Genomic DNA, 25380 nt, shown 5'->3' with positions numbered 1-25380 from the left:
CTCCCAATTTACTCAATTCCCGCTTATTCGTATGTTATCAATATCATAAGTTGTGCTTTTATCTGGTGCCCCACCTAAATATCTAAACGCGAAATGGATATCACCTTTTAAACAGGAAATATCTATTTCACTTTTTACAAATCTTTTTCCGTATTGATTAGTAGGACCAATAGGAATTATCGCATTCAGCGGAGTCCAGTTAGTGGTTAAAACATTTCCGGTAAATTCCTCTGTAACGAGCACGCTTAGAATGGTGGCATTATCATAAGAAGACATAATTTCAAAAGCCAATTGAGCTCCTGAAACATCGTCTAAATTTATGGGCGGACTCACCAGCCAGGCTTCCATAGAAGTTTCATCAGTATTATATGCTGAAACCCGAATATACCTATTCCCATCAAATGTTCCCGGTTCAAATGCTTTGTCGCCATTTATATTTATGTTGGTCCAGCCTTTATTTTCTAATGCAGAAAGACTTGCTACATTAGTGAAATTTTCTCCGAAAATAAGGGTACCACCCGTTATGTTATTACCCTCGCATTTTAGAAATTCCGGGTCGCACCGATCTCCATCAAAATTAAAATCATCGGGTGAATTTACCGCGATCACAAAATAATCATCGTAAAAATTACGGGTTAGAATCCCCTTTACACTTCCGGAATTTTCAGGCAAATAAAGGGATTTAAAACCAGAGAAAGTGCTAGTGCTTAACATCGCACTTGCACCTGTACTGCAACTTTCCAGCTGTCTTTCACCATCATACTCATCGGTTACTTCTCCTGCAAAAGTATAATGATGCTGTTCCCTTAGTAGGTTTAGATTGAACTGGACATTTTTAACTTTAATAAATAAATTTTCGTGTCTTTCATTAAATTCTGAAATCTCAAGTTGTAGTGGAAAAATTTCCGCAGTTTCCATAGTTCTAATAATATGATCGTCTATCCTTGAAGGTGGGATTGCCACCACGTCTCCCCTATTTTGAACTCCTAATTGATGCACTCCATTGTTAGACCATAAAGCGAGACCGTCTAACTTTACATAGATTTTCCTTCCGAAATTATAGGTTTCAAAAAGCGAATTATCATCTACCAGAAGCAATATCCCTGCGGTTGGATTCTCAGGTCTATCTTGCAAAACCAGTTCTTTATAAAAATTTCCACCCTCATCACTGGAAACTACATAAGCTTCCATTACTGTATTGGTTTCAGAAAAAACATAGATTTCTTCAGTTTCTGGATTAAAATTGCTTTTTACAGCAGAAATTCCGGTAATATTTCCTTCAATATTTATCTCTTTAGTTTTGGATTCCGGCAGCTCAAAATCGTCAGTTTTCACGCAAGAAATAGCTAAAAAAGAGAATAAAACAGTTATAATTAAATTGAAATTTTTCATACCTATAATTTTAAAATCTAACATAAATCATAGCAAAATAGGAAGCACCGGTGCCATACCAGTATTTGGGTCCAAAAATGGGGTTTTCCCTCTCCCGGTCTTGTTTTAAAGTGCGGTAATTGGCATTTCGGGATTGTTCAAAACCACCGGTTTTATAGAGTTTATCAAAAATATTATTGAGACTCACAAAGAAGCCGATAAACTTTCCTTTTACCAACCAGGATTTGCCACCTATGGCATTTACAAGCATATAATCTTTAAATTGTTCTTGTTTTAAAAGGTTTGCTGCAATACTTGCATCGTAATTAAGTATAGGTAAACCATCGCTATCATTCAGGAAATTCGCAGTTCTAGTTAACGGACTTACATCCAGAAAAGCCTGGGAGAAAAAATTTATTGTAGTTCCAAACCACCAATAATCGGGATCTCGATATTCAAACCCAATTTGAGCCGCTCTTTGCGGGCCACCGGCTATCCTATAATTTTTTAAATAAGAAGTTCCATAATCTACTATCTCATTAAAATCGTCTGAAGTTAAATAGAGTTCAGGACTATTGCTATAAACAAATTGTCCCAATGCCGCCGCCGCTTTTAATTTTATGGCTGAAGTTAATTGGGCCTCAACTCCCATTTCCAAACCTAAATGTTGTTTATCAATTCCGCTTAAAACCTCTTGCACAAATGCCGTAGTGCTATTTCTACCCAATCCTGAAAGTCCATCGGCATAATAAAAGGAAATTTCAGTTGCATCTTTAATTTGCGTGTAGTAAGCAGAAAGCCTGGCTTTGATTGTGCTGGACCTATACCTGTAGCTTATATCTATATTTTGAATTTGCTCACTTGCAAGACTCACTACCACATCATTATTTTGACGCGAATTAGAAAACGAATTGCGAAGGTTGGGCGGTTTGGTATACCAGGCTGCATTAAAGCCGAATAAATGCTTTGCTGTAAGTTTATAATTTGCTCCAAGTTTCCCTCCAAAATCGGTAAAGTTTAATTGCTCGCTTTTACCCAGGGAATTATCGGGAAAATTGCCATTTTGAAATAATCCTTCTCTTTGATAAGCGGTTTGGGAAGCAGTAATTCCTACATAGAAATCCAGCCTGTCGTAATCGAAATTCATTTGAGCAAAAGCTTTGGCAGAATTCGCATATAACCTGAAATTATATTTATAAGGTTTATTTTCTGAAACACTTCGGTTTGGATTTTGGAGATCACTTTGAGCTCTATCTTCAAGGGAAGTTTGCTCATCACCTTCGGCAAAAAAATCGACATCCAGAAAAGTATTGCCGCCCAGCATATCTTTAATCGAAGCAAAATTATGGGAGTTCAAATAGGAAAATGCCAGCTTTCCATCCAGATCTATATTATCATTAATTTTCGCAGAAATAATAGAATTAAAATCTAATTTAATATCATCATTTCTGTCTTCCGCCAGGGCATAAACAGTATAGCCAGCGGCATTATTTGCATTATACAACTGCTCCCAATTTAATTGCCCGTTTTCTTTAAAATCTTGCTGCGCCAGGTAAGCAGCTTCATAATTTGGATTATCTGAAAAACGTAAATAATAGCTGGGTAATTTTTGATAGTAGGTTGGGTCTGGATTTGTGCCGCCACCTACATAACTATTCTGCCCATTAATTTCGGCCAGGCGGGTGCCACCAAAATCAATCCTGGAATTCCCGGTTTTGCCAAATTGAAAAGCGATATTATTATTAATGCTTATTTCTTCTGAAAATTCCCAAAAATGATTAAGCATCAAGATTGGTTCTTTTATCTCCCTTACTCTGGAATTTCTCATTTTCCCATCCTGGTAACCCCAATAGGCATTGTATTTTCTACCTTTTAATTCGAAGACTTCCGCCGTATTTGGAGATGATTTTCCGCGGATATTAGGCGTATAAAATCCCGTAAAATTTAGACTATGCTTTTCACTAAAGGTTTTTTCAACCGAAAGAAAAAATCCATTTGCATCATATAAAGTGCCATCAATAAAGGCCTCTTTTGCAAACCTTCGGGAAGCTGAAATTGCATAAGCCCAGCCATTCTTTAATTCTCCAGAACCATAAGTAGCCATTAATCGGCCGTTATAACTTCGGTTGGCGGCGGCTAAAGATGCTTTGCCTCCTTTAGCATATTTTGAAGCGCGCATCATGATATTTGTAGTACCGGCCAAACCTCCAAAACTCACAGGAGACGGACTTAAACCCATAGAAAAAACCTGGTTACGCTGCACATCATTGAGTCCGCCCCAATTGCTCCACTGCGGCCGGCCGGTATAGGCTTTATTCATTTCTATCCCGTTTATTAAAACTTTGCCGTGTTCACTATCGAGCCCGCGAGGTCTAAAGAATGTCTGGCTAAAATCAAAAGCAGCTGCATTTAAAAATACATCCCGTGAAGCCTGCAAAAGCCCCGAAAGATTATCAATATGTGCTTCATCTTCATCCAGCTCGGCATCAGAAAGGCTAATGGTGCTAATTTGATTCGCATAATCTGCTAGAATAGGTGGCATCAGAATTAAACCAAGGTCTTTGCTAGCTTCAGCTTCAATTATTATCGGCAGCCGGAGCTCTTTATAGTCCTGAAGTGTGATCTTTAAAACCTGTTCTCCAAGGGGAATTTCTTCAGAAATAAAAATAAAATCCCCGTGTTCATCTGAAATTGTTTCGAAAACACTTCCTTCAATAAGCACTTTGGCGCGGGACAATTCTTTATAGGTTTGCGCATCTACCAATTTTCCTCTCACGGAAATTTCCTGGGCAAATGAGACTGAGAATCCCAGTCCCAGAATGAGAAGAAAAAAGAAAGATTTCATCAGGTTTTATTTCCATATTTATTATAAGTTTAGATAAATTAGACACAAAAATCAAAGAATTAGCACGTTATGTGAATATTTTAAAGAATTTGTAAGACTATGATTACCCGTATTTTTCCCTTATTGAGCGTTTATCTTTTATTTCTGATTTCTACTGAAAGTGTTTTCTCACAGCCAAAAACTGAATATAAAATACTAAGTATTGCTTTTTATAATGTTGAGAATCTCTTTGACACAGAAAATAATCCGTTCACTTTTGATGACGATCGTACGCCTGAAGGAGATGATGTATGGACCCAGGAAAAATACCGCGACAAACTCCAAAAACTGGCGGGAGTTATGGCTGAAATAGGCTATGACGCCACAAAACAACCTCCGGTAATTATAGGATTATGTGAGGTTGAAAATCGAGGAGTTTTAGAAGATCTAATCAATGAGCCCCAACTGAAGCACTACAATTACAATATTGTGCATTACGATTCTCCAGATAGGCGGGGGATTGATGTAGCCTTATTATATAGAAAGGAAATTTTTAGATTAGAAAATTCGGTTTCTCACGAGCTATTAATAAACAATAGTAACGAACCCGATAAACGCGTTTACACCCGAGATCAATTGGTAGTAAGCGGGAAAATTGATGGAGAAAAACTGCATTTTATTGTCAATCACTGGCCATCCAGAAGTGGTGGAGAAGCGGCGAGTAGCTATAAAAGGGAAAAGGCAGCGGCTCTAAATAAAATTATCCTTGATTCTATATTTAAAAAACAGCCTTTGGCTAAGATTATAAGTATGGGCGATTTTAACGATGATCCCACCAATAAAAGTTTCAAGGAAGTATTAAAAACTGTAGCTACTCAAAATGGAATAAACCCACATCAATTATATAACCCCATGGAAAAAATGCTAAAGAAAGGAATGGGTACCCTTGCCTACCGGGATGGCTGGAATTTATTTGATCAAATTCTTGTTTCTGGCGGTTTAACCGGGAGAGATTATTCTACATTTCAGTTTTATAAAGCAGGTATCTTTAATAAAAAACACCTCATTACTGAGAAAGGTCAATATAAAGGTTATCCTTTCAGGAGTTATGGCTATTCGGGTTACCAGGGCGGTTACAGTGACCATTTTCCGGTTTATATTTACCTGCTTAAAGAAGTCTCTTCAAATCCAAACCGAGACAATAAATAAATTACCTCGTAGCCTTTAAATCTCGATGATTGGGTGAAAGTAAAACCTTAGAAATAATTTAATTATACAGTTTTAAAACCAGGCGTTCCAGGGAATACGGGATAACATTATCAATAATCCTAAGGTATAAAATATAGCAAGGATTTTAAACTTAGGCTTTGAAGTGAGTTTACTCTTGTGTTTTGAATATCCAATGGTAATTAAAGTTACCGCAATAATCATCATTAACGGATGTTCCAGAATGTAAAGTCTCAAAGTAGGATCTGGCATTACCGTACCCATTCCTTCTTCCAGAAGTACTGAAAAATAAGGAGATACAAAGTATAAAACTATTCCTATTAAAAGCTGAATATGTGAAGTGATAAGTGTGAAAAGTGCAATCCTAAAATTAGTTGCTCCATACTCTTTATTAGAAGCATAACCAATAATTGCATTTATAGAGGCTACAAATAAAACTATCAATACTAAATAAGCCCAATAAGAATGAATGAATTGTACAGTTGGATACATAAGAGTAAATTTTTAGTAAAGATAGGATTTTCTATAAAATTGTAGCGGCATTGTACTTCTAAGTTTAGAATTGAATATCCAGTTTTTCAATATTAACTAAAATCATATTTTTTAGTTTTTTGGCATTTTAATTGATAGTTATCTAAAATACCAGCCATTCTATTAAGTTTCTTATTATTTATTTACTAACTATTAATCTAATATCTTATGAAACCTAAGAAAAATGCCAAAGCCGATCTTCGGAAAAAATCCAACCTGTTTTTATCATTCGGACTCATTGTAGCCTTACTGGCCAGCTTATTATTAATAGAATGGAAAACCTACGACAAGGAGGAATTTACAAAAGAGCAGGTCTATTTAAATGATCTTGAAGAAGAAGTTATTCCCATTACCGAGTTAGCAAACACTCCGCCACCAAAAGCTCCGGTAATTCCAGATGAAATAGAGGTCATTGAAGATGATCCCGAAGCCAAAGAAGACGAAATTGAGTCTACAGAAGCAAACCTTGACGACATTGTAGAACCGGAGGAAATAATTGATCATAAACCCAATGAAGAAGTAGAAACAGTTCCTTTTACGTTAATTGAAGATGTACCAATATTTCCGGGTTGTGAAGCATTAGAAGATAATACCGCGAGAAAGAACTGCATGAGTGAAAAAATAACCACTTATGTAAATAAGAATTTCAATAAAGAGCTGGGAAGTGAATTAGGTCTTTCAGGAGTAAATCGTATCAATATTCTTTTTCAAATAAATACTGAAGGAGATATCGTAGATATACAGGCACGAGCGCCACATCCAAAACTGGAAGAAGAAGCCAAAAAGCTAATTGAAGCCCTACCAAAAATGCAACCCGGCAAACAACGCGGAAAGCCTGTTAATGTAAATTATGCCTTACCCATAATTTTCCAGGTTCAGGAATAAAAATCAACTTTCTACAACACCTATAAAATTCAATTTATGAAGTATAATTTACTATTTATTTTAAGCCTATTTCTCTGCAACACGATTTCGGCCCAGACAATAACCGGAACGGTAAGTAATGAAAATTCAACACCACTTCCCGGCGTTAACATTCTTAATAAGAGCACAAATTCCGGGACACAAACCGATTTCGACGGAAAATACAGCATTAAAGCTGAAAAAGGAGATCTTCTTACCTTCAGCTTTATTGGTTATAAAACCAAAGAGGTTAAGGTTAAAGATAAAAAGGTGATTAATGTCTCTTTAGAGCCTGACAATGTTTCTTTGAACGAAGAAGTAGTAGCGGTTTCAGAAACGATAAGAATTCGAGGAACTTCAAGTTTACAGACTGGCTATGGCTATAACAATAGAACTAACACAGAAGCTTATAAAGAAAGAAACGAGAATATTTTTAAAAGTGTTAAGACCGCACCACTTTCTACCTTTTCTATAGATGTAGACCGTGCTTCTTACAGCAATATTAGGAGGATGGTCAACAATGGGCAGGAAATCCCTAAAGGCGCCGTTAAAATAGAGGAAATGATAAATTATTTCAACTACAATTATGCCGGGCCTAAAGATGAACATCCCTTTGCCATACATACAGAGGTAGCAAAATCTCCCTGGAACCAACAAACAAAAATCGCGAAAATAACCTTACAGGGTAAAAACATTCCTACTGAAGATATCCCGGCATCTAATCTTACATTCCTATTAGATGTTTCAGGTTCTATGAATTCCCCTAACAAATTACCCTTACTAAAATCTTCTTTTAAAATTCTGGTGAACCAGTTACGGGAAGAAGATCGGGTAGCCATAGTAGTTTACGCGGGGGCTGCAGGGGTTGTTTTAGAATCTACACCCGGCAGTGAAAAAATAAAGATCCTGGAAGCGATTAATAACCTAAATGCAGGGGGCTCCACCGCCGGAGGTGAAGGCATACAACTAGCTTATAAAATTGCAAAAGAGAACTTTATTGAAGGCGGAAACAACAGGGTGATTCTCGCAACAGATGGTGATTTTAATATTGGCAGCAGCAGTGATAGCGCAATGAAAGAATTAATTGAAGAAAAAAGGGAAAGCGGTGTATTTCTAACCGCTTTAGGTTTTGGAATGGGAAATTACAAGGACTCAAAACTGGAAAGCCTTGCCCAGGCCGGGAATGGCAACCACGCTTATATAGATAGCATGCAGGAATCCAGACGAGTTCTGGGAACCGAGTTTGGAGGAACACTTCACACCATTGCCAAAGATGTGAAAATCCAGGTAGAATTCAATCCCGCAAAAATCCAGGCCTACCGATTAATTGGTTATGAAAATCGATTGCTGAATGCAGAAGATTTTAATGATGATGAAAAGGATGCCGGGGAACTTGGAAGCGGCCACACCGTTACAGCTCTTTATGAGCTAATTCCTGTAGGAGTTGAAAGTGTGTATTTAAAAGAAATAGACTCACTGAAGTATACTAACACCGAATTAAAAAATAATAGCGGTGAGTTATTTACGGTAAAATTTAGGTATAAGGATCCAGAGGGTGCAAAAAGCAAGCTCATTACCAAGACGGTAGCAGATACTGAAAAGGATTTTGAAGAAGCCAGCACCGATTTTAAGTTTGCTGCTGCTGTAGCACTTTATGGAATGAAATTAACCGATTCAGAATTTGTAAAAAATCATAATACTGGATTGATATTAGATCTTGCCGAAAAAGGTCGTGGAGAGGATAAGGAAGGTTACAGAGCGGAATTTACAAGACTTGTAAAAATTGAAGTAAATTAATAAACAGGTTTTTCAAACCACCTTTAAAAAAAAACCACCCCAAATTGGGGTGGTTTTTTTTTGAAAATTAATCTCTTTTATTTAGAAGTTAAAAGTAACTCCGGCATTCCAGGTTCTTCCGAATCCAAAATATACCCTGTTATTAACATTAATTCCCTGGTACGTTTCATCACCAGCACCCGCTAAAAGGTTGGTATCAGCTTCAGAAATGTACATTGTATCAAATACGTTATTTACATTAACTCTAAAATTCAGGTTATTGTTATTTTGCCCAATTGGCAATCTAAACGAAGCACCTGCATCAACCAATCCAAACGAAGGTAATTTTAAAGCTTCAAAATTCTCCTCACCTAAAGCATCAGTAGCATCAAAGTCAGCATAAAGATTATCTACATACCTGTAATTAGCATCTACTCTTAAACCTTCAATAATGGTATAATCTGCTCCAAGACTGGCAGTAAATTGTGCAGCATCTCCAACTTTTACACCATCTAAAGCTAAAGTTGCAGTTTGTGGATTTCCGTTTTCGTCTAAGATAGGGCTTTGATCATTATCAAAATATGCTGTTTCAACATCATCCTGATATTCCCAGTTACCAATAGACATCATCCCATTGTATCTTAATTTATCTGAAATTCTACCGGTAAAGTCTAATTCAAAACCAGTATGCACCTGGGTAATTCCATAAAGGTTTGCAGTTCCTCTAACTTCTTGCGGAGTTTCTGCATTAAATACAGCTCCTGTACTTTCAAATCTATCTGCCCATGAAGTTCTGTAAAGGTTCACGTTGGCACTAAAGAAACTGGATCTAAAGCCGTACCCAATCTCGGTACCAATTACCTGCTCGTTTTGAAGATCTGGGTTTAAATTATTTCCGAAGTTAATGAACACTGCATCAAAAAGAGGTTGCTTAGAATAGTAACCCGCGTTTGCATAGATGTTATGTCTTTCGTCAATATTCCAGTTTAAACCACCTTTAATATTTCCACCAATTATATTTTCCCAATCAGTTTCCTGGCTACCTTCAAGTTCTCCAAAATACTCAACTCTTTTAAAGCCCTGGTTAGAGATAGATCCCTGAACGAATGCTGAAATTACGTCGTTATTATATTCTAACTGTCCAAAAGTACCAGCCCATCTTACTAAACCATCGTTATAATAATCTATTTTTTCTTCGGCATCAATATCAGAGAATACCCAGAAGTTAGGATCTGCATCGTACGTTTGACGTTGTACAGGATTAGGGTCGTTATTAACGTTATCGGTTTGTAAATAAGCGTCACCTCCCATTAAATTATTAACTCTTCTATAGTGAATACCTTTGTAAGTTCTTAAATCAACACCTACATCTAAAGTAAGCTCATCTGTTAACTGGTTACTTATGTTAGATAACACCCCAAACCAGTTGTGAGAGTTTATAGAAGCTCTTCTTGTAATTCCATTAGCCGAAGATCTATCTCCATTACCCTGGTTAAGGTAAATACCATCGGTAAGTGTTCTCTGTCCTTCTGGGTTAGCGTCATTTCCAAAATCTGGAACGGCCTGCCCACTATTATAAGCAAAAATATCGTCTACTCTTATTAAACCGTTATCGGTTCTTGGAAGCGCAAATTGTCTTCTTCCATTTATAGTACCAATTTCTCCGGTTCCACCTCCACGTCCAAAAGAAGCGTAAGCTGAAGTAGAAAGTTTAGTGGCAGAATTAATATCGAAATCCCAGTTTAAAGACATAATTGGCTTGTGGTAGAAGTTTCTGGTAAAAGAAAACTCTTCTCCATTCCTATAACCCCAGTTTTCATTATATTTTATATTTGGATCTTCATCATCACTATATTGTTGATAAACATCAATCGAGCTACTTCTGCTACGTTGGTTGTGCCATTGTGGTGCACCAGTTACTGTAAACTGAAAATCATGCGTATCATTAGGTCTGTATCCAAAACCTAAATAATAGTTGTACCCCTGAAATTCGGTTCCGTCAACATAGCCATCTCCTTGAGTTTGACTTAATAATACAGTTGTTGAAAAACCACTTTCCATTAGACCCGTATTATAAGAAGCAACAGTTTTTAAGTAAGAATCATTACCCGTCATAGCTGTTACAAATCCACCTTCAGATCTATCTGCGGCTCTTGTTACCACGTTGATGGTTCCACCTACAGAAGATACCGCTAATTTAGAAGAACCTAATCCTCTTTGAACCTGAATAGCCGAAGCTACATCGCTTAAACCAGCCCAGTTACTCCAATAAACCGAACCATTTTCCATATCGTTAATTGGCACACCGTTAATCATCACCGCAGAGTTATTAGTGTCAAACCCTCTAATATTAATACGGGCATCTCCAAATCCACCTCCTTGTTTGGTGGCGTAGATAGAAGGCGTGTTGTTCAAAATTTCAGGAAATTCCTGCGAACCTAACTTCTCTTGAATTTCGGCAGCTCTAATGGTAGAAACAGCAACAGGAGTTTCACGATCTTTAGCTAAATCGGCAATACCGGTAATGACCACCTCGGCCAATGCATCGGCATCTGGACCTAAAGTAATCGTACCTAAATCCTGTGTAGCCCCACCAGTTATATTAAAGTTAATGGTCTGTCTTTCATAACCAATAAAGGTTACGCTTATTCTCCCCGAAGCAGCTTTTACATCTAAAGAGAAATTTCCATCAAAATCTGTAGTAGTACCATTGTTAGTACCAACTACCATAACGGTTGCACCCGGAAGGGGACCGTCCATTTCAGAATCAATCACCGTTCCGGTAAGAGTTCCCTGAGCAAAAATTGTAGCTGATGTTAGAAACAACGCTAATGCGAGTAATTTCCTCATTTTTGAATTTTAAGTTGTTTGTTTTTTGAGTTTAAAATCACTGCAAAAGAACTCAAATTATCGTCTGCTAAGTTTATCTGATTGTTAAGGTTTTTAACTTTAACTTTTATACAATAGAAACAACTTATCTCTTAACAACTTAAATATTAGTGAGATAAAAAATTAGAAATGATAGAGAATAAACCAATTTATGTTAAAAAAATTAAGATTAGTTAAAACAAAAAACCAGCCTATATAGGCTGGTTTTTAAGAATAAGAAATAAATTAAATTATTCCCAGGTATTTTCAGCTGCATCGCCACCCCAAATAAGGGTTACCAGGTATGGATTGTCTATAAAAGGATTACGGTTACCCTGAGCTCCTTCTATAACATTATTTCTTTGTATTTCAAAAGCCGAAACCGGGTCTTCCCTGTTCCATTTAAGGAAAAGTTCCAGGTTTCCAACTTTACTAATATCTTCATTGTAACGCACATTTAAATAAAGAATCATACGTGCTACATCTCCTTTCCATTCATCACCCGGGAAGAAAGCAGTATCATCTACAGATTTGTAATCTCCACTACCTTCTGTATATGGATTATTTGAACGTAATTCGTTAACATCTGCATCTGCAGCTCTTAAATGATGTAGATCTGTACGAGCTATCTCACTAACCAAAAGTGATTGTGGAAAAACGTGTTCTGTATTAAAAGTTTGGGGAGAGTATGAGTTATTTCCTGAAGAATATTCTTCCCAATACCTACTTTCACCAGAATAAATTAGAATTACATTATCCTCATTTTCCAAATCTTCATCGGCATTATAGAGATAATCGTGACGCTGACCATAAGAAAGAATGGTAGTATGCATTTTATCTGTAAGATCTGAAATTACCTTATAATTAAGATCTTCGTTTTGAGAAATCGCAAGACCATCATAATAATCTTCCAGTTCTGAAGGTATATTGAAACTAACAGGGTCTACAAGGGTTAGGGTTACTGTAGCGGTAGAACAGGTTGCCTCTTCGTCGTCATCGCAAAGTGTATAGGTAAAAGTATCTTCACCAAGGTATCCAACTTCAGGAATATAAGATATACTTCCGTCATCATTTAAAGTTAACGCTCCGCGAGTTTCTGTATCGTCTATAGAAGTGATTTCGGCATCATCTATAACCTCATCATTATTTAGTAAACTATTAATAGTAAATTCTGAAGTATTCATATCAATTACTACAGTATCATTTGTAGCAACAGGTGAACCTTCATCTATCACATTAATGGTAACGGTAGCTGTAGAACACTCGGCTTCCTCATCATTATCGCAAATAGTATAAGTAAAAGTATCATCTCCTGAGAAACCTTCAGCAGGAGTATAAGTTATACTGCCATCATCTTCTAAGACTACTGTACCAGCGGTATCGTCACTGTTAACAGAACTTAATTCGGCATTATCTATCAAATTATCGTTAGATAAATGATTGTTAATGCGAAGTTCACTTCCTTCATTGGTCTCATAGGAATCATCTTCGGCAACAGGAGAACCGGCATCTCCAACAGCAATAGTAACTACTGCCGAAGCACAACGATCCTGGCTTCCAGGCACACACAAATCATAGGAAAAACTGTCTTCTCCCTGAAAATCTTCTGGTGGGAAATATGAAAAGGTTCCGTCACGATTATCTACAACCTCACCACCTTCGGTAGTTTCAGAATCAAAATCACTGATTCGGGATAGATCTACAATTTCATCATTTTCAAGCAAAAAATCTTTTGCTATTTTTAATTCTTCATTTTCTGAAGTTGACACCGCATCGGCTGTCGCAACAGGATTTTTAGTTTCCGGATTTACTACCGGGCTAACATCGTCGTCACTACTACATCCTGCAAAAAAGAGGATCGTTGAAGCTAAAAAAAGAAACTTTTTCATTTAAAAATTTTAAAAAATTGAAATTTGATAATTATTCTATAAACAAAAACCTCTTACCGGCATTGACCGATAAGAGGTTTATACTTTTATGAAATCTGAAATTTACTCTTCATTATTAAGAACCCAGGTTCCAGATTCATCCTTAATTAAGCTTAAAGATTCAGTAGTATTTGTACCGTTATAGATATCGAAAGTTAACACATACTGCTGACCTACTTCTGCATTTGGCGCAATTTCGTTAAGCAGGGCCTGCATAGCTTCCAATAACATTTCATCACTCCAGTAAGCCGAGTTACCTTCTCTTCTATCAAAGTTAGAGTAATTCTCCATACTTTCTACCGGATTTCCGTAATCGTCTTCTAAAGCAGAAGCTATAATTCCATAGTCAGCCCCGCTAAGAGAATATCTAATTGTATTGTCTGGAACCCATTGTGTACCATCATTTCCAAACTGAAGGCTACTTTCTACTACACTTGGAATATAATTAAACTCACCATCTTCAAAAACGAAATTAGCATATTCCCTAGTAGTTTCGCCAGAATAAAAATCGTAACCAAGGGCTACAAAATCACCATCCTGAGCATAAGGAAATCGGTTTTCTAAGAAAATAGCCAGTTTATAAATAGCTTCATCCTCATCGTCAAAGTTTGGATAACTCTGCCCCATTTCGGTATAATCTTCCTCTTCCAGTATAAGCGGAGTATTCCAACTATTGTTAGTAAAAGCAAATACTTTTGTTTCTTCAATAGTAGATACTGCAGCACTTTCATCTATTACATAAGTGCCATCTTGTAAAATAACAGCCTGTAATTTGGTAGAAACACCGCCGCTATATACATCATAGCTTATTTCAAACTTATCTCCATCTACTGCATCAGGAAAATTCTCTTTTAAAACAATATTAAAAGCTTCCAAGATCATATCCATGCTCCAGTAATTCTCACTGTCTTCATCAATTGCAAAACTGTGGTACTGTGCAGCATTCCCTGCAGGTTCAGGATAGGCTTCAGCTAATTCTGCACCAGCCAGGTCATAATCATCGGTTGTTAATTCATAAGGAGTTCCTCCTACAGCTACATAGGCATTCCCATTGAACTGAACCGTCATACTCTCGGTCCCTGCACTTCCATTATATATATCGTAGGATACGTTATATTTCTGACCTTCTACGCCGTCTATATTTTCTAAAAGCACCTCATTAATCGCTTCAAGGATCATCTCGTTACTCCAGTAAGCATCATTGGTTTCTCTTCTTTCAAAGTTTCCATACTCCCCTGCGCTTGATGCTGGATCAGGATATTCATCTTCAAACTCCTCCCCAATTAAACTGAAATCTGCATCATTAAGCATATAAGCCTCTTCATCTGCAAGAGTGTTATAAGTTAATTCTACATAATCTCCCTGTTCTGCCTGTGGAAATTGAAATTGAAGGAAGTCTACAATATCTCCCATTCCCGAAAAATAATTTTCAGTTAATCCAACAGCTTCATAATCTGTTGCTGTAACCACATATTCTTCTACCCTAATTGGATCATAAACGTTAAAAGTTACATTTACTGAAGAATTTTTTCCCAAAGCAGGATAAAGATCTGATAATAGTGCAGGAATTAATTCGCGTGCATCGTCTTCAGAATCAAAGCTAGTAAAACTTAAACCAAGATTATCGGTATAGTCTTCTTCTTGCAGGGTATAGTCCATAGACCCCTCAACATTGCTGATTTTCTCATCAATGTCATTATGGATGTCTTCCATAGGCTCGCAACCCGTGATGGCGATCCCTATGAAAAGCATTAAAAGGTAAAAAGTATTTTTCATCTCTATGTTTTTAAAAATTTATTTTCATTCCTACAGTATATGTACGACCAAACCCGTACCATACCGATGCAGTTTCTGCATTAGAGTTAGAGCCATCAAAACCAAAACTTACATACTCGGTATCCAGTATGTTATTTACGTTACCGTTTAACGTAGCTTCAAAACCTCCAAACTCAAATTTATGAGTAAGGCCAGCATCTAACAGTCCGTAGGATGGAATTTCCCAGGGCTCATAATCATCTCCTGAGCTCACGCCAAGGATATCGAATTGAGTATACAACTTATCTACATAATTCCAATTAGCACGAATAATCGTTCCGGGAAGTACTTCATAGTCTCCACCAAGTGCAAAGGTATTTTGTGCACTACCTCCTACAGGAATATCTTTAAGATAAAGATCTATTCCTTCTTCAAGAATTGGGTTTTGTTCTTCATCAAAGATCATTACATCCTGCACGTTACTATCCCATTTCCAGTCTCCAATAGAAGCCATACCGTTAATAGTAAGATTGTCTATAGGTTTGAAACTAAAATCGAATTCAATACCCTGGTGCAAAGCATTTACCCCAAGAATATTAGCCGTATAATTCTCACCCGATTCAGTATCGAAAATAGTTTGCGTGAAAGGTTTATCCTGCCAACTCGTTCTATAAATATTTAAGTTAGCTCTAAATTTTGAGCTTCTAATCCCATACCCAATTTCGGTACTGAATATCTTTTGATTTTCCGCTTCATCATTCACATCATTAACAAAGTTTAGAAAAACCTGGTCAAAGAAAGGCGCTCTTTCAAAGTAACCAATATTTGCAAAAACATTGTGTGTTTCGTTTAAGTTATAGTTCGCACCACCTTTTATACTTGGGGCAAAAAAGCTTACCCAATCTGTTTCCTGAAGGTTATCAGAATCAAGGTAATTGAAATAATCAATTCTTTTATATGAAGTATTTGAAGCAGCACCCGAGATAAATGCAGAAAGATCGTCTTTAGAGTACTCTGCCTGAAGGAATCCACCTTCCCAATGTACCAAGCCATCATTATGATAGTTAATTTTATCTCCTACCTGTGCAACATTTACCGGGTTGTTCGCATTACTATCGTCTAACCAGTAAGTACCACCCAGAAGATTCTTTACTTCCTGGAAATGTTCTCCTTTATAATACCTAAGATCTATACCGGCTAATAAATCTATATCTTCAGTAATTTCTGTAGTTAAGGTAGAAAGTGCACCATACCAGTTATGGTCGTTTCTTGAGTTATACAGAATAGTTTCAGAACCAAGCGCGCCGTTTGCCACGTTTTCATCTACTACTAAATCTAAATTAAAAGGCTGTAGATATCCATTTCTATATGGAGAATCAATACTTCTTAGGTTAGCAGCACCATCGTAGCCACCGCCACCACCTGTACCGAAAGATGCGTACAAAGCTGTAGATAATTCAGTTTTATCTGAAATATCCCAGTAGTGGTTTAAAGACATTTGAGGCTTGTGGTAAAAGTTATCCTGTACGTGAGTAACCTCACCGTTTAAATAACCCCAATCACCATTAAACTTTCTTCCTCTTTCACTCTGGCGAAAAGTTTCAATTAAATGAGAAGTTTCTCTTTGCCCGTGTTCTTGCGGTGCTCCAAAAGCTGTAAAAGACAATTCATGATCTTCATTAAATTTCTTTGCAAGGTTTACAAAATAAGAGTAACCTTCAAACTCAGTTCCATCTACGTACCCGTTACCAGTAGTTTTAGATAAAGAAACTGTAGCAGCAAAACCATTATCTAACAAACCTGTAGAAACTGTTCCGCCATATTTTTGATAACCGTCATTACCAGTTGTTGCAAAAATACTCCCACCTTCTTCGGCATCAGTAGATTTTGTAACAATGTTTATAGTTCCTCCAATAGAAGGTACAGCTACTTTAGAAGCTCCAAGACCTCTTTGCACCTGCATAGTTTGAGTAACATCTGAAAGTCCTGCCCAGTTACTCCAGTAAACATTACCGTTTTCCATGTCGTTTACCGGAACACCGTTAATCATTACCGCAACGTTTTCAGAATCAAAACCTCTTAATCTAAGTTCTGCATCTCCAAATCCACCACCTTGTTTGTGAACAAAAATACCGGGTGTAGATTGTAAGATCTCAGGGAATTCTTTGTTACTTAATTTTAATTCAATTTCTTCTGCTTTAATAGTAGAAACCGCAACCGGTGTTTTTCTATCTATCGCCAGAGAAAAACTTGTTATTACAATTTCTTCTAAAGCACCTGCATCAGCATTAAGGACTATTTCACCTAAATTCTGCGTACCATTGGTAAGGTTAAAATCTAAAGTTTTTGTAGTGTACCCAACGAAGCTAACTTTTACTTTTCCTGAATTTGAATCTACATTCAAAGAAAAATTCCCATCAAAGTCGGTGGTAGTTCCATTGTTTGTTCCCTCTACCATTACGGTTGCACCGGGCAGGGGACCATCCATTTCAGAATCGATTACCGTTCCGGTAAGCGTTCCTTGAGCAAAAATTGTGGCCGAAGTTAAAAACAAGGCCAGGAGTAATAATTTCCTCATGCTTAAAATTTGTTTGTTTTGAGTTTAAATTTCGATGCAAAAAAAGCTAAATACTCACAGGCCAGTATCACTGGAATGTTAAGAAATTAACTTTAACATCTGTTCCGCCGCAAAACTAAAACAAAATTTTAACTAATTGATTTGTTGAGGCCTATTGATCTCAACATTTTGTTAACAAAATTAGAATTATTACTTTAAAAAGAAGGTTAATAGATTTTTAGTAGAAGAATCATGAGAATCTGGAGATTTGCTTTCGATTTCCGCAAGAATTTTACTTGCAAGTTGCTTTCCTAATTCCACACCCCACTGGTCATAGCTAAAAATATTCCAAATTACACCCTGCACAAAGATCTTATGCTCGTACATCGCGATAAGTTTTCCTAAACTTTCAGGAGTAAGTTTATCTATAAGCAATGTGTTGGTTGGTTTATTCCCATCAAATTCTTTAAATGGTAATAACTTTTCTACCGCATCTTTAGATAATCCCTGGGCCTCGAGTTCGTGTTTTACTTCGGCTTTAGATTTTCCCTGAAGCAAGGCCTCGGTTTGTGCAAAGAAATTCGCCATCAATTTATTATGATGATCTTCATTTTGGTGCAGGGATTTTTTAAATCCTATAAAATCTGCAGGAATCAGTTTGGTGCCCTGGTGAATTAATTGAAAGAAAGCATGTTGGGAGTTGGTTCCTGGCTCACCCCAAATTAGAGTGCCCGTTTGGTAATCAACTTTTTTACCGTTTCTGTCTACACTTTTTCCATTACTCTCCATAATTGCCTGCTGCAAATATGCGGGAAGCCTGTGTAAATATTGCGTATATGGAATTACCGCTTCACTTTCTGCTTTATAAAAATTGTTGTACCAAATGCTTAGCAATGCCAATTGTACAGGAATATTTTCTTTAAAATCTGAAGTTTTAAAATGTTGGTCCATCTTATGGGCTCCATTCAATAAAGCTTCAAAGTTGTTATAACCTACTGCCAGGCTTATAGAAAGTCCAACCGCACTCCATAAAGAAAAACGACCGCCAACCCAATCCCACATAGGAAATACATTTTCTATAGCGATACCAAATTCTTCAACATTTTTTAAATTGCTGGAAACTGCCGCAAAATGTTCTGCAACTGCTTCCTGGGGAGCAGTTTTTCTAAACCAATTTCTAATTGTGGTAGCATTAGACAGGGTTTCCTGGGTAGTAAAGGTTTTTGAAACTACCAGAAATAAAGTAGTTTCAGGATTTAAATTTTTTAAGATTTCGTTTACGTGATCCCCATCTACATTAGAAACATAATGAACTTTAAGATGGTTTTGATAATACTGTAGCGATTCTGTGATCATCACCGGACCAAGGTCTGAACCTCCAATCCCAATATTTACAACATCGGTAAATGCTTTCCCGGTAAACCCTTTTTTCTCTCCGCTAATAATTTTTTCAGAAAATTTCCTGATCTTTTCTTTTACTTCCTGCACTTCAGGCACTACGTTTTCACCATCCAGGGTAATTTCAGACCCAGCAGGAGCTCTTAATGCCGTGTGTAAGACTGCGCGATTTTCGGTTTTGTTAATCGCATCTCCATTAAAATAAGAGTCTATTGCCGATTGCAGATCACATTCTTCAGCCAGTTCAAGAAGTAAATCACGAGTTTCTTTAGTTATTCGGTTTTTGCTGTAATCCAGGTAGAAATCCTCCCAGGCAATGGTAAATGCAGAAGCCCTTTCAGGATCTTTTTCAAATAGCTCTTTTAACTGCAGTTGTTGCACTTCGTTAAAATGCTTTTCTAATTTTTTCCAGGCTGTTGTTTGGGTTGGATTTATATTTTTCATTTAAATTTTTCTTTTCCTGGCCTTGGCCTAAAACTTTTAATTTTTATTTAAAATGAGTGATTTAAGATTGAACCAATCTTTTCACTCTAATATTAAGGGTGTTCCTATTGGAACCTATTTTTTATATTCTTTATAAGGAATTTTATCCAGCGAAGTTTTTAAATCTTCTATGGCGGCAAAATACTGTTCCTTATGCTCGGGTTCTATATGTTTTGCAGTGGGTAAATTTTGGCGATAAGGATCTACCTGTTTCCCGTGAACCCAGAAGCGATAGCACACATGCGGACCTGTAGCAAGACCGGTACTCCCCACATAACCAATAACATCGCCTTGTTTTACTCTTTGGCCACTACGCACATTTCGTTTACTCATATGTAAATACTGCGTGGTATACTTATCGTTATGCCTCACTTTTACATAATTCCCGTTTCCTGAAGTATAACTGGAAGCGATTACCGTTCCATCGGCAGTGCTTACAATTGGCGTTCCATGGGCAGCAGCATAATCTGTTCCCAGGTGCGCTTTCCATCGTTTTTGAACCGGGTGAAATCTTCTTTTGGTATACCTGGAAGAAATTCGGCTATAATTTAATGGTGCTTTTAAAAAAAAACTTTGCAGTGCCTTTGCTTCCTCATCGTAAAAACTGGGTTGCCCGGTTAGTGAATCGGTTTCGTATTCAAAAGCATAAAAAGGTTTATCGCCGTGTTTAAAAACAGCGGCTTCCACATTTTCAATACCCACAAAAATGGTATCATCAATATATTTTTCAGAATAAATCATTTTAAACTGATCGCCTTTCTGAAGTTTAAAAAAATCGATACTCCATTGGTAAATATCTGAAAGTTCATAAACCAATAGATTGCTTAAACCCTGCGCCTGGACGGCTTCTGAAAGGGAAGATGTAATTACTCCAGACACTTCTCTTCTCTTTACACTTACCGGCTTCTTTTTTCGCTCTACACTAATGCTATCACCAATTCCCAACACAGTATAATTAACCCTGTCATGTTGATAAATGAAAAATTGTGGGGTATTAGCAGAATCTTTGGCTTTAAGAATTTTATATTTTTTCCCGGCGGTTATTCTAGCGGAATTAAAGGTGTCTTTTACTTTTTCTGAAATCTGGTAAATCCTGCCGCGATCTACCCCGTGTTGATCTAGAATATAACCAAAGTTATCTCCAGACTGTACAGTGCCATTTACAACTTCGAAATTATCCAGGATAAACCCGAATTCTTTCTCAACAGGTTTAGGCACTTTCTTTTCTACCTTTTCTTCATTAAGGGCGGTTTCTTTAGCGTCATCTTCACAGGCTGTGAAAGCCAACATCAATACCAGTAGGAAACTTATTTTCTTCAATTTTTTAGCAATTTTCTTTCTGTGTGTTAAACATATGGTTTACCCATTCTTTGCCCCAATCTTCTAATTCTTCTTCACTCCATAAATAAGGAAAAAAACTAACTCTCTGAAATCCCGAGGGCAAAAATTCTTTCCAATTTGTGCCTCCCGTAGCAGCAATAGTTTCTTTATCCTTATTTAAATATCTGTAAGCAGCACCCATATGCATAAGGGGCCAATTTATATTTACATTGGCGTCAAAATTACGTAATGCTTCTTTTAATCCCTTATTATTTTTAACCGAATCTGGAAGTTGTTGATATTTATGGTAAAGGGTTCTCCCCTTAAATTCTGAAGCTATTCTAAGAAAACGCGCCGTATAGCGTTTCTCAAACTGTTTTAAGGTTAAAGTTTTCTCCCCTGTTTTTAAATCGATACCACCTTTTTTCCAGTAAATATTTTCGTACAAATCTTCTAAACTACTTTGTTCAGAAAATTTCTCTCTTATTTTAAATGAAACCAAATTCTCTAAAGGAGTAGAATAAAGCTCTATCATTCTAAACTGTGCAGATTGAAATCCACTGGCAGGTAACAAAGACATTCTGAATTTAAGAAACTGCTCTCTCTCCATTCCTTTAATCATCACATCAAAAGAATCGGTTAGAATCCTGAAATAACGATTTAAACGATTGTATTTTTCAATTAAAAAGTTAGCATCAGGAGCTTCAGCCTCAATTATTTGCTTCTGCTCATGGATAATGAGTTTAAAATAAAGTTCGGTAATTTGATGGTAAGAAATAAAGATTTTTTCGTCTGGAAAATGAGTTAAGGTTTTTTGCAGACTCAATAAAGTGTCTATACTTAAATAATCCCAATACGTAAGGTACCTATCATATAAAAGTCCATCTAAATAGGAAGCCAAATCCTGACCTGAATTTTTAAACTTTTCCTCTAATGCAAAAATACGTTCTGCAATTTCCGGCTTTATTTCCATGTATTATTCCATAATTATTTTAAACGGATGCTTTAGGCCTTTATATTCATCTAAATCGGCATCTAAAGATCCAACTGCAAGATTTGCTTCAATTTTAATAGGCAGTTTATTAGCATCGTCACTAACCCAAAAAGTAAGACTTTCTTTTTCTTTAAAAACCCTGCCGGCCATAACATACGGCCTGAATTTTAAAGTAGCCACCTTACCAAACTTGGTTTTTATAACCTCCCGGCCTAAAAATTTTAGTTTAAAATCCATGTTCTCATCATCTATAAATAGATTGAGGCGCATTTCATCTCCAGGGCGAAGTTCGTCGTTTTTAATATTGTTGCGAATATAATAAAATGCCGATAACATATCGTGAACATTCGGCTTGGTCGTATAGGTATGATTTTCGTTGTGTTTTTTATTAAAAACGTATGCTTTATTATCGCTATGATCAAAGTCTATTTCCAGGTCTTTGGTATAACCACCTTCATCTATTTTTCTAATAAATTTATAAGGTTTCCCGTCTTGTTTATCTATATAAGTTTGATAGTTATCATCTACCTTAAAAAACCAGTGTAGTAATCCGGTAGATTTCCCTTTCCCTTCAATATGATAAACGGGTTTGCCTTTTATATTGGTTTCATCTACCTCTAAAGTGGCGAAACTTGCATTAAAAGGGCCATAATGTATGCGGAATTTAAACCATTCGCCCGCGCCAAATGCCTTTTGAGATTGAGCCTGAAGTGCGAAGCCGGTTAAAAGTAGAAGGAATATTGTAAATATACTTTTTTTCATACCAAATTTTTAAATACTGATTTACAGAGTGCTTGGGCTATGGATATTTACAATTTCTATTCCAAATGTATTAAAACAAAAAACCCCATCAAATTAATGACGGGGTTTTTGTCTTATTAACCAACTAAAACTTAAATTATGAAAAATTAAATACATTATTGGTAACCACTCCAAAAATGCGAGCGCAAAAGTCCGTATTTAATAGAGTTATAGCAACCATAAAATTGAGTTTAACACAAAATTTTTCAGTAATTTAATTTTTTAACTATAAACTTTAGTTAATTAAGTTATTTTAGAATTTATTGCAAGGTTCCTCGCAAATCCTGCTCTCTCTCAATAGCTTCAAAAAGTGCTTTAAAGTTTCCTTTTCCAAAAGATTGGGCACCTTTTCGCTGAATTATCTCGAAAAACATTGTTGGACGGTCTAAAACCGGTTTGGTAAATATCTGTAAAAGGTAACCTTCATCGTCACGATCTACCAATACCCCAAGTTCTTTTAAGGGTTCTAGATCTTCATCTATTTTCCCCACTCTATCTAATAGAGTGTCATAATAAGTCTCGGGAACATACAGGAATTCTACGCCGCGATCTCTAAGTTGAGTTACGGTTTCAATAATATTATCTGTAGCCAGCGCAATATGCTGCACTCCTGCACCATTATAAAAATCTATATATTCTTCTATCTGAGATTTTTTCTTTCCTTCTGCAGGTTCGTTAATTGGGAATTTAATCCTACCATTCCCGTTACTCATTACCTTACTCATTAGAGCCGTATAATCTGTAGAAATATCTTTATCATCAAAGGATACCATTTGTGCAAAGCCCATTACTTTAGCATAGAAATCTACCCATTTGTTCATCTCGTTCCAGCCTACATTTCCCACCATATGGTCTATGTATTTTAGGCCTGTATCTTCTGCCTGCACTTTTGTAGCATAGGTTTTATAACCGGGAAGAAATGGACCTTCGTAATCTTTTCGTTCTACGAACAGGTGAATAGTTTCTCCATAAGTATGAATTCCTGAAATCACAGCTTTCCCGTGTTCGTCTTCCATTTCATAAGGTGCCACATAAGATTTAGCACCTCTTTTAGTGGTTTCTTCATAACTTTTCCTGGCATCGTCTACCCAAAGTGCCACCATTTTCACACCATCTCCGTGCTTATTAATGTGGGCATTAATATCACCTTCTGGCTGAAGCGGGGAAGTAAGTACAATTCTTATCTTTCCCTGTTGAAGCACATAAGAAACGCTGTCTTTTCTACCTGTTTCCAAACCAGAATAAGCCACAGGCTGAAAACCCCAGGCATGTTGGTAGTAATAAGCTGCCTGCTTGGCGTTACCTACATAAAGTTCAACAAAATCGGTTCCCAGGATAGGAAGAAAATCTTCAGCATCCTGCATTACCTTTTCTAATTTAAGTGATGTATTATCAGTACTCATTTTTATATTTTTTATTGCTAATATTTTTAATTATAAATCTTAATGATTTTCATCCAACCAGGATTTATGGTAGGTTTCATCGGCAATTTCCATTGCATCTTCGGTAAGCATTAAGGGCTTAAAAGTATCTACCATAACCGCTAATTCCTCGGTTTCTACCTGGCCAATGCTTCGTTCTACGGCTCCCGGGTGCGGCCCGTGCGGAATTCCCGCCGGGTGCAACGAAATATGGCCGGCTTCAATATCGTTTCTACTCATAAAATCACCATCTACGTAATATAACACCTCATCGCTATCTATATTACTGTGGCTATATGGCGCCGGAATACTTTCTGGATGATAATCGTATTTACGCGGACAAAAACTGCACACCACAAAAGCATCGGTCTCAAAAGTTTGATGCACCGGTGGCGGTTGGTGAATTCTGCCCGTTATAGGTTCAAAATCGTGAATTGAAAAAGCATACGGATAGTTATAACCATCGTAACCTACTACATCAAAAGGATGCGTAGCGTAAACCATATCGAATATTTCTCCCTGCTTTTTAATTTTAATTAAAAAATCTCCTTTTTCGTCATTGGTTTCTAATTCGTGCGGTTGCCTAAGATCGCGCTCGCAAAATGGCGAATGTTCTAGCAATTGCCCAAACCAGTTTCTGTAGCGTTTAGGCGTATAAATTGGCCTTCTTGATTCTACAATAAATAAGCGATTGTCTTCATCGTCAAAATCAATTTTATAAATAGTTCCTCGCGGAATTAATAAATAATCGCCGTACTTAAAATCAAGATTTCCAAGATGTGTTCTTAACTTACCACTTCCTTTATGAATAAAAAGCAATTCATCTGAATCTGAATTCTTATAGAAATAATCATCTGTAGAACCTTGTGGAGAAGCCAGGGTGATATCTACATCACTATTGGTTAGAACCACTTTTCGACTTTCAAGATAATCGGGATTTGGTTTTACCTGAAAACCTTTAAAACGATAAGATTTTATATTGTTTTCTGAAGCAATTTTTGGTTTCACACTATAACTTCCTTTAACCTCTTTCACCTGCGTTGGCCGGTGTTCGTGATAGAGATTAGAAGACATCCCGTCAAAACCAATAGTTCCAAAAAGCTGTTCGTAATAAAGGCTGCCATCTGGTTTTTTAAAAACCGTATGGCGTTTATGAGGAATTTTACCGAGTTTATGATAAAAAGGCATAATCTGATATTTTTAATTCAACCCCCAATTTCTAA

16 protein-coding genes are annotated in these 25380 nt (G+C 36.7%); 3 read left to right on the top strand and 13 right to left on the bottom strand.

Annotated elements, in window-relative coordinates; all coding sequences use genetic code 11:
* Window positions 1-12: 12 nt before the first annotated feature.
* On the bottom strand, window positions 13-1392 hold the full coding sequence (locus tag AACZ30_RS01210; RefSeq protein WP_339647052.1) for a DUF5689 domain-containing protein: 1380 nt from the start codon (window positions 1390-1392) through the stop codon (window positions 13-15).
* A 10-nt stretch (window positions 1393-1402) separates the two neighbouring features.
* Window positions 1403-4216, bottom strand: coding sequence for a TonB-dependent receptor (locus AACZ30_RS01205; protein WP_339647049.1), 2814 nt, complete (start codon window positions 4214-4216; stop codon window positions 1403-1405).
* 99 nt (window positions 4217-4315) lie between these two features.
* On the opposite strand from AACZ30_RS01205, the gene AACZ30_RS01200 reads away from it, so the two are divergent.
* Window positions 4316-5404 (top strand): endonuclease/exonuclease/phosphatase family protein, encoded by a 1089-nt coding sequence (locus AACZ30_RS01200; RefSeq protein WP_339647046.1) that lies wholly within the window; start codon window positions 4316-4318, stop codon window positions 5402-5404.
* 72 nt (window positions 5405-5476) lie between these two features.
* On the opposite strand, the gene AACZ30_RS01195 is transcribed toward AACZ30_RS01200, so the two are convergent.
* Complete coding sequence (locus AACZ30_RS01195; protein WP_339647043.1) at window positions 5477-5914, bottom strand: hypothetical protein; 438 nt, start codon at window positions 5912-5914, stop codon at window positions 5477-5479.
* Window positions 5915-6121: 207 nt separating this feature from the next.
* Between AACZ30_RS01195 and AACZ30_RS01190 the strand changes: the two genes are divergently transcribed.
* Both AACZ30_RS01190 and AACZ30_RS01185 read left to right on the top strand, forming a co-directional pair.
* A complete protein-coding gene (locus tag AACZ30_RS01190; RefSeq protein WP_339647040.1) occupies window positions 6122-6838 on the top strand; it encodes an energy transducer TonB in 717 nt (238 codons plus the stop codon).
* Window positions 6839-6874: 36 nt separating this feature from the next.
* Entirely contained in the window at window positions 6875-8653 is a 1779-nt protein-coding gene (locus AACZ30_RS01185; RefSeq protein WP_339647037.1) for a von Willebrand factor type A domain-containing protein, read from the top strand.
* 81 nt (window positions 8654-8734) lie between these two features.
* On the opposite strand, the gene AACZ30_RS01180 is transcribed toward AACZ30_RS01185, so the two are convergent.
* The 10 genes from AACZ30_RS01180 to AACZ30_RS01135 form a co-directional block, all read right to left on the bottom strand.
* A complete protein-coding gene (locus AACZ30_RS01180; protein ID WP_339647034.1) occupies window positions 8735-11482 on the bottom strand; it encodes a TonB-dependent receptor in 2748 nt (915 codons plus the stop codon).
* 269 nt (window positions 11483-11751) lie between these two features.
* A complete protein-coding gene (locus tag AACZ30_RS01175) occupies window positions 11752-13389 on the bottom strand; it encodes an Ig-like domain-containing protein (RefSeq protein WP_339647031.1) in 1638 nt (545 codons plus the stop codon).
* A 102-nt stretch (window positions 13390-13491) separates the two neighbouring features.
* The gene (locus AACZ30_RS01170) at window positions 13492-15204 is read right to left on the bottom strand and encodes a hypothetical protein (protein WP_339647029.1); all 1713 of its coding nucleotides are present in this window, start codon (window positions 15202-15204) and stop codon (window positions 13492-13494) included.
* A gap of 10 nt (window positions 15205-15214) precedes the next feature.
* A complete protein-coding gene (locus tag AACZ30_RS01165) occupies window positions 15215-17761 on the bottom strand; it encodes a carboxypeptidase-like regulatory domain-containing protein (protein WP_339647026.1) in 2547 nt (848 codons plus the stop codon).
* A gap of 189 nt (window positions 17762-17950) precedes the next feature.
* Complete coding sequence (pgi, locus tag AACZ30_RS01160; RefSeq protein WP_339647023.1) at window positions 17951-19582, bottom strand: glucose-6-phosphate isomerase; 1632 nt, start codon at window positions 19580-19582, stop codon at window positions 17951-17953.
* A 114-nt stretch (window positions 19583-19696) separates the two neighbouring features.
* Window positions 19697-20941, bottom strand: coding sequence for a peptidoglycan DD-metalloendopeptidase family protein (locus AACZ30_RS01155; protein ID WP_339647020.1), 1245 nt, complete (start codon window positions 20939-20941; stop codon window positions 19697-19699).
* Window positions 20942-20945: 4 nt separating this feature from the next.
* Complete coding sequence (locus AACZ30_RS01150) at window positions 20946-21914, bottom strand: tryptophan 2,3-dioxygenase family protein (RefSeq protein WP_339647018.1); 969 nt, start codon at window positions 21912-21914, stop codon at window positions 20946-20948.
* A gap of 3 nt (window positions 21915-21917) precedes the next feature.
* Window positions 21918-22697: a DUF3108 domain-containing protein gene (locus tag AACZ30_RS01145; protein ID WP_339647015.1), complete on the bottom strand. Its 780-nt coding sequence runs from the start codon at window positions 22695-22697 to the stop codon at window positions 21918-21920.
* Between the two features lie 299 nt (window positions 22698-22996).
* Window positions 22997-24139, bottom strand: a complete 1143-nt coding sequence (gene hppD / locus AACZ30_RS01140; protein ID WP_093304593.1) for a 4-hydroxyphenylpyruvate dioxygenase — start codon at window positions 24137-24139, stop codon at window positions 22997-22999.
* 39 nt (window positions 24140-24178) lie between these two features.
* Entirely contained in the window at window positions 24179-25345 is a 1167-nt protein-coding gene (locus tag AACZ30_RS01135; RefSeq protein ID WP_075325208.1) for a homogentisate 1,2-dioxygenase, read from the bottom strand.
* Window positions 25346-25380: the final 35 nt, after the last annotated feature.

Origin of the sequence: uncultured Salegentibacter sp. (genome assembly GCF_963972535.1) — a bacterium.
In the GTDB taxonomy this organism is placed as follows: Bacteria; Bacteroidota; Bacteroidia; order Flavobacteriales; family Flavobacteriaceae; genus Salegentibacter.
Note: the sequence above shows the minus strand (reverse complement) of the source record. Positions and strands in the feature narration are given on the sequence as shown.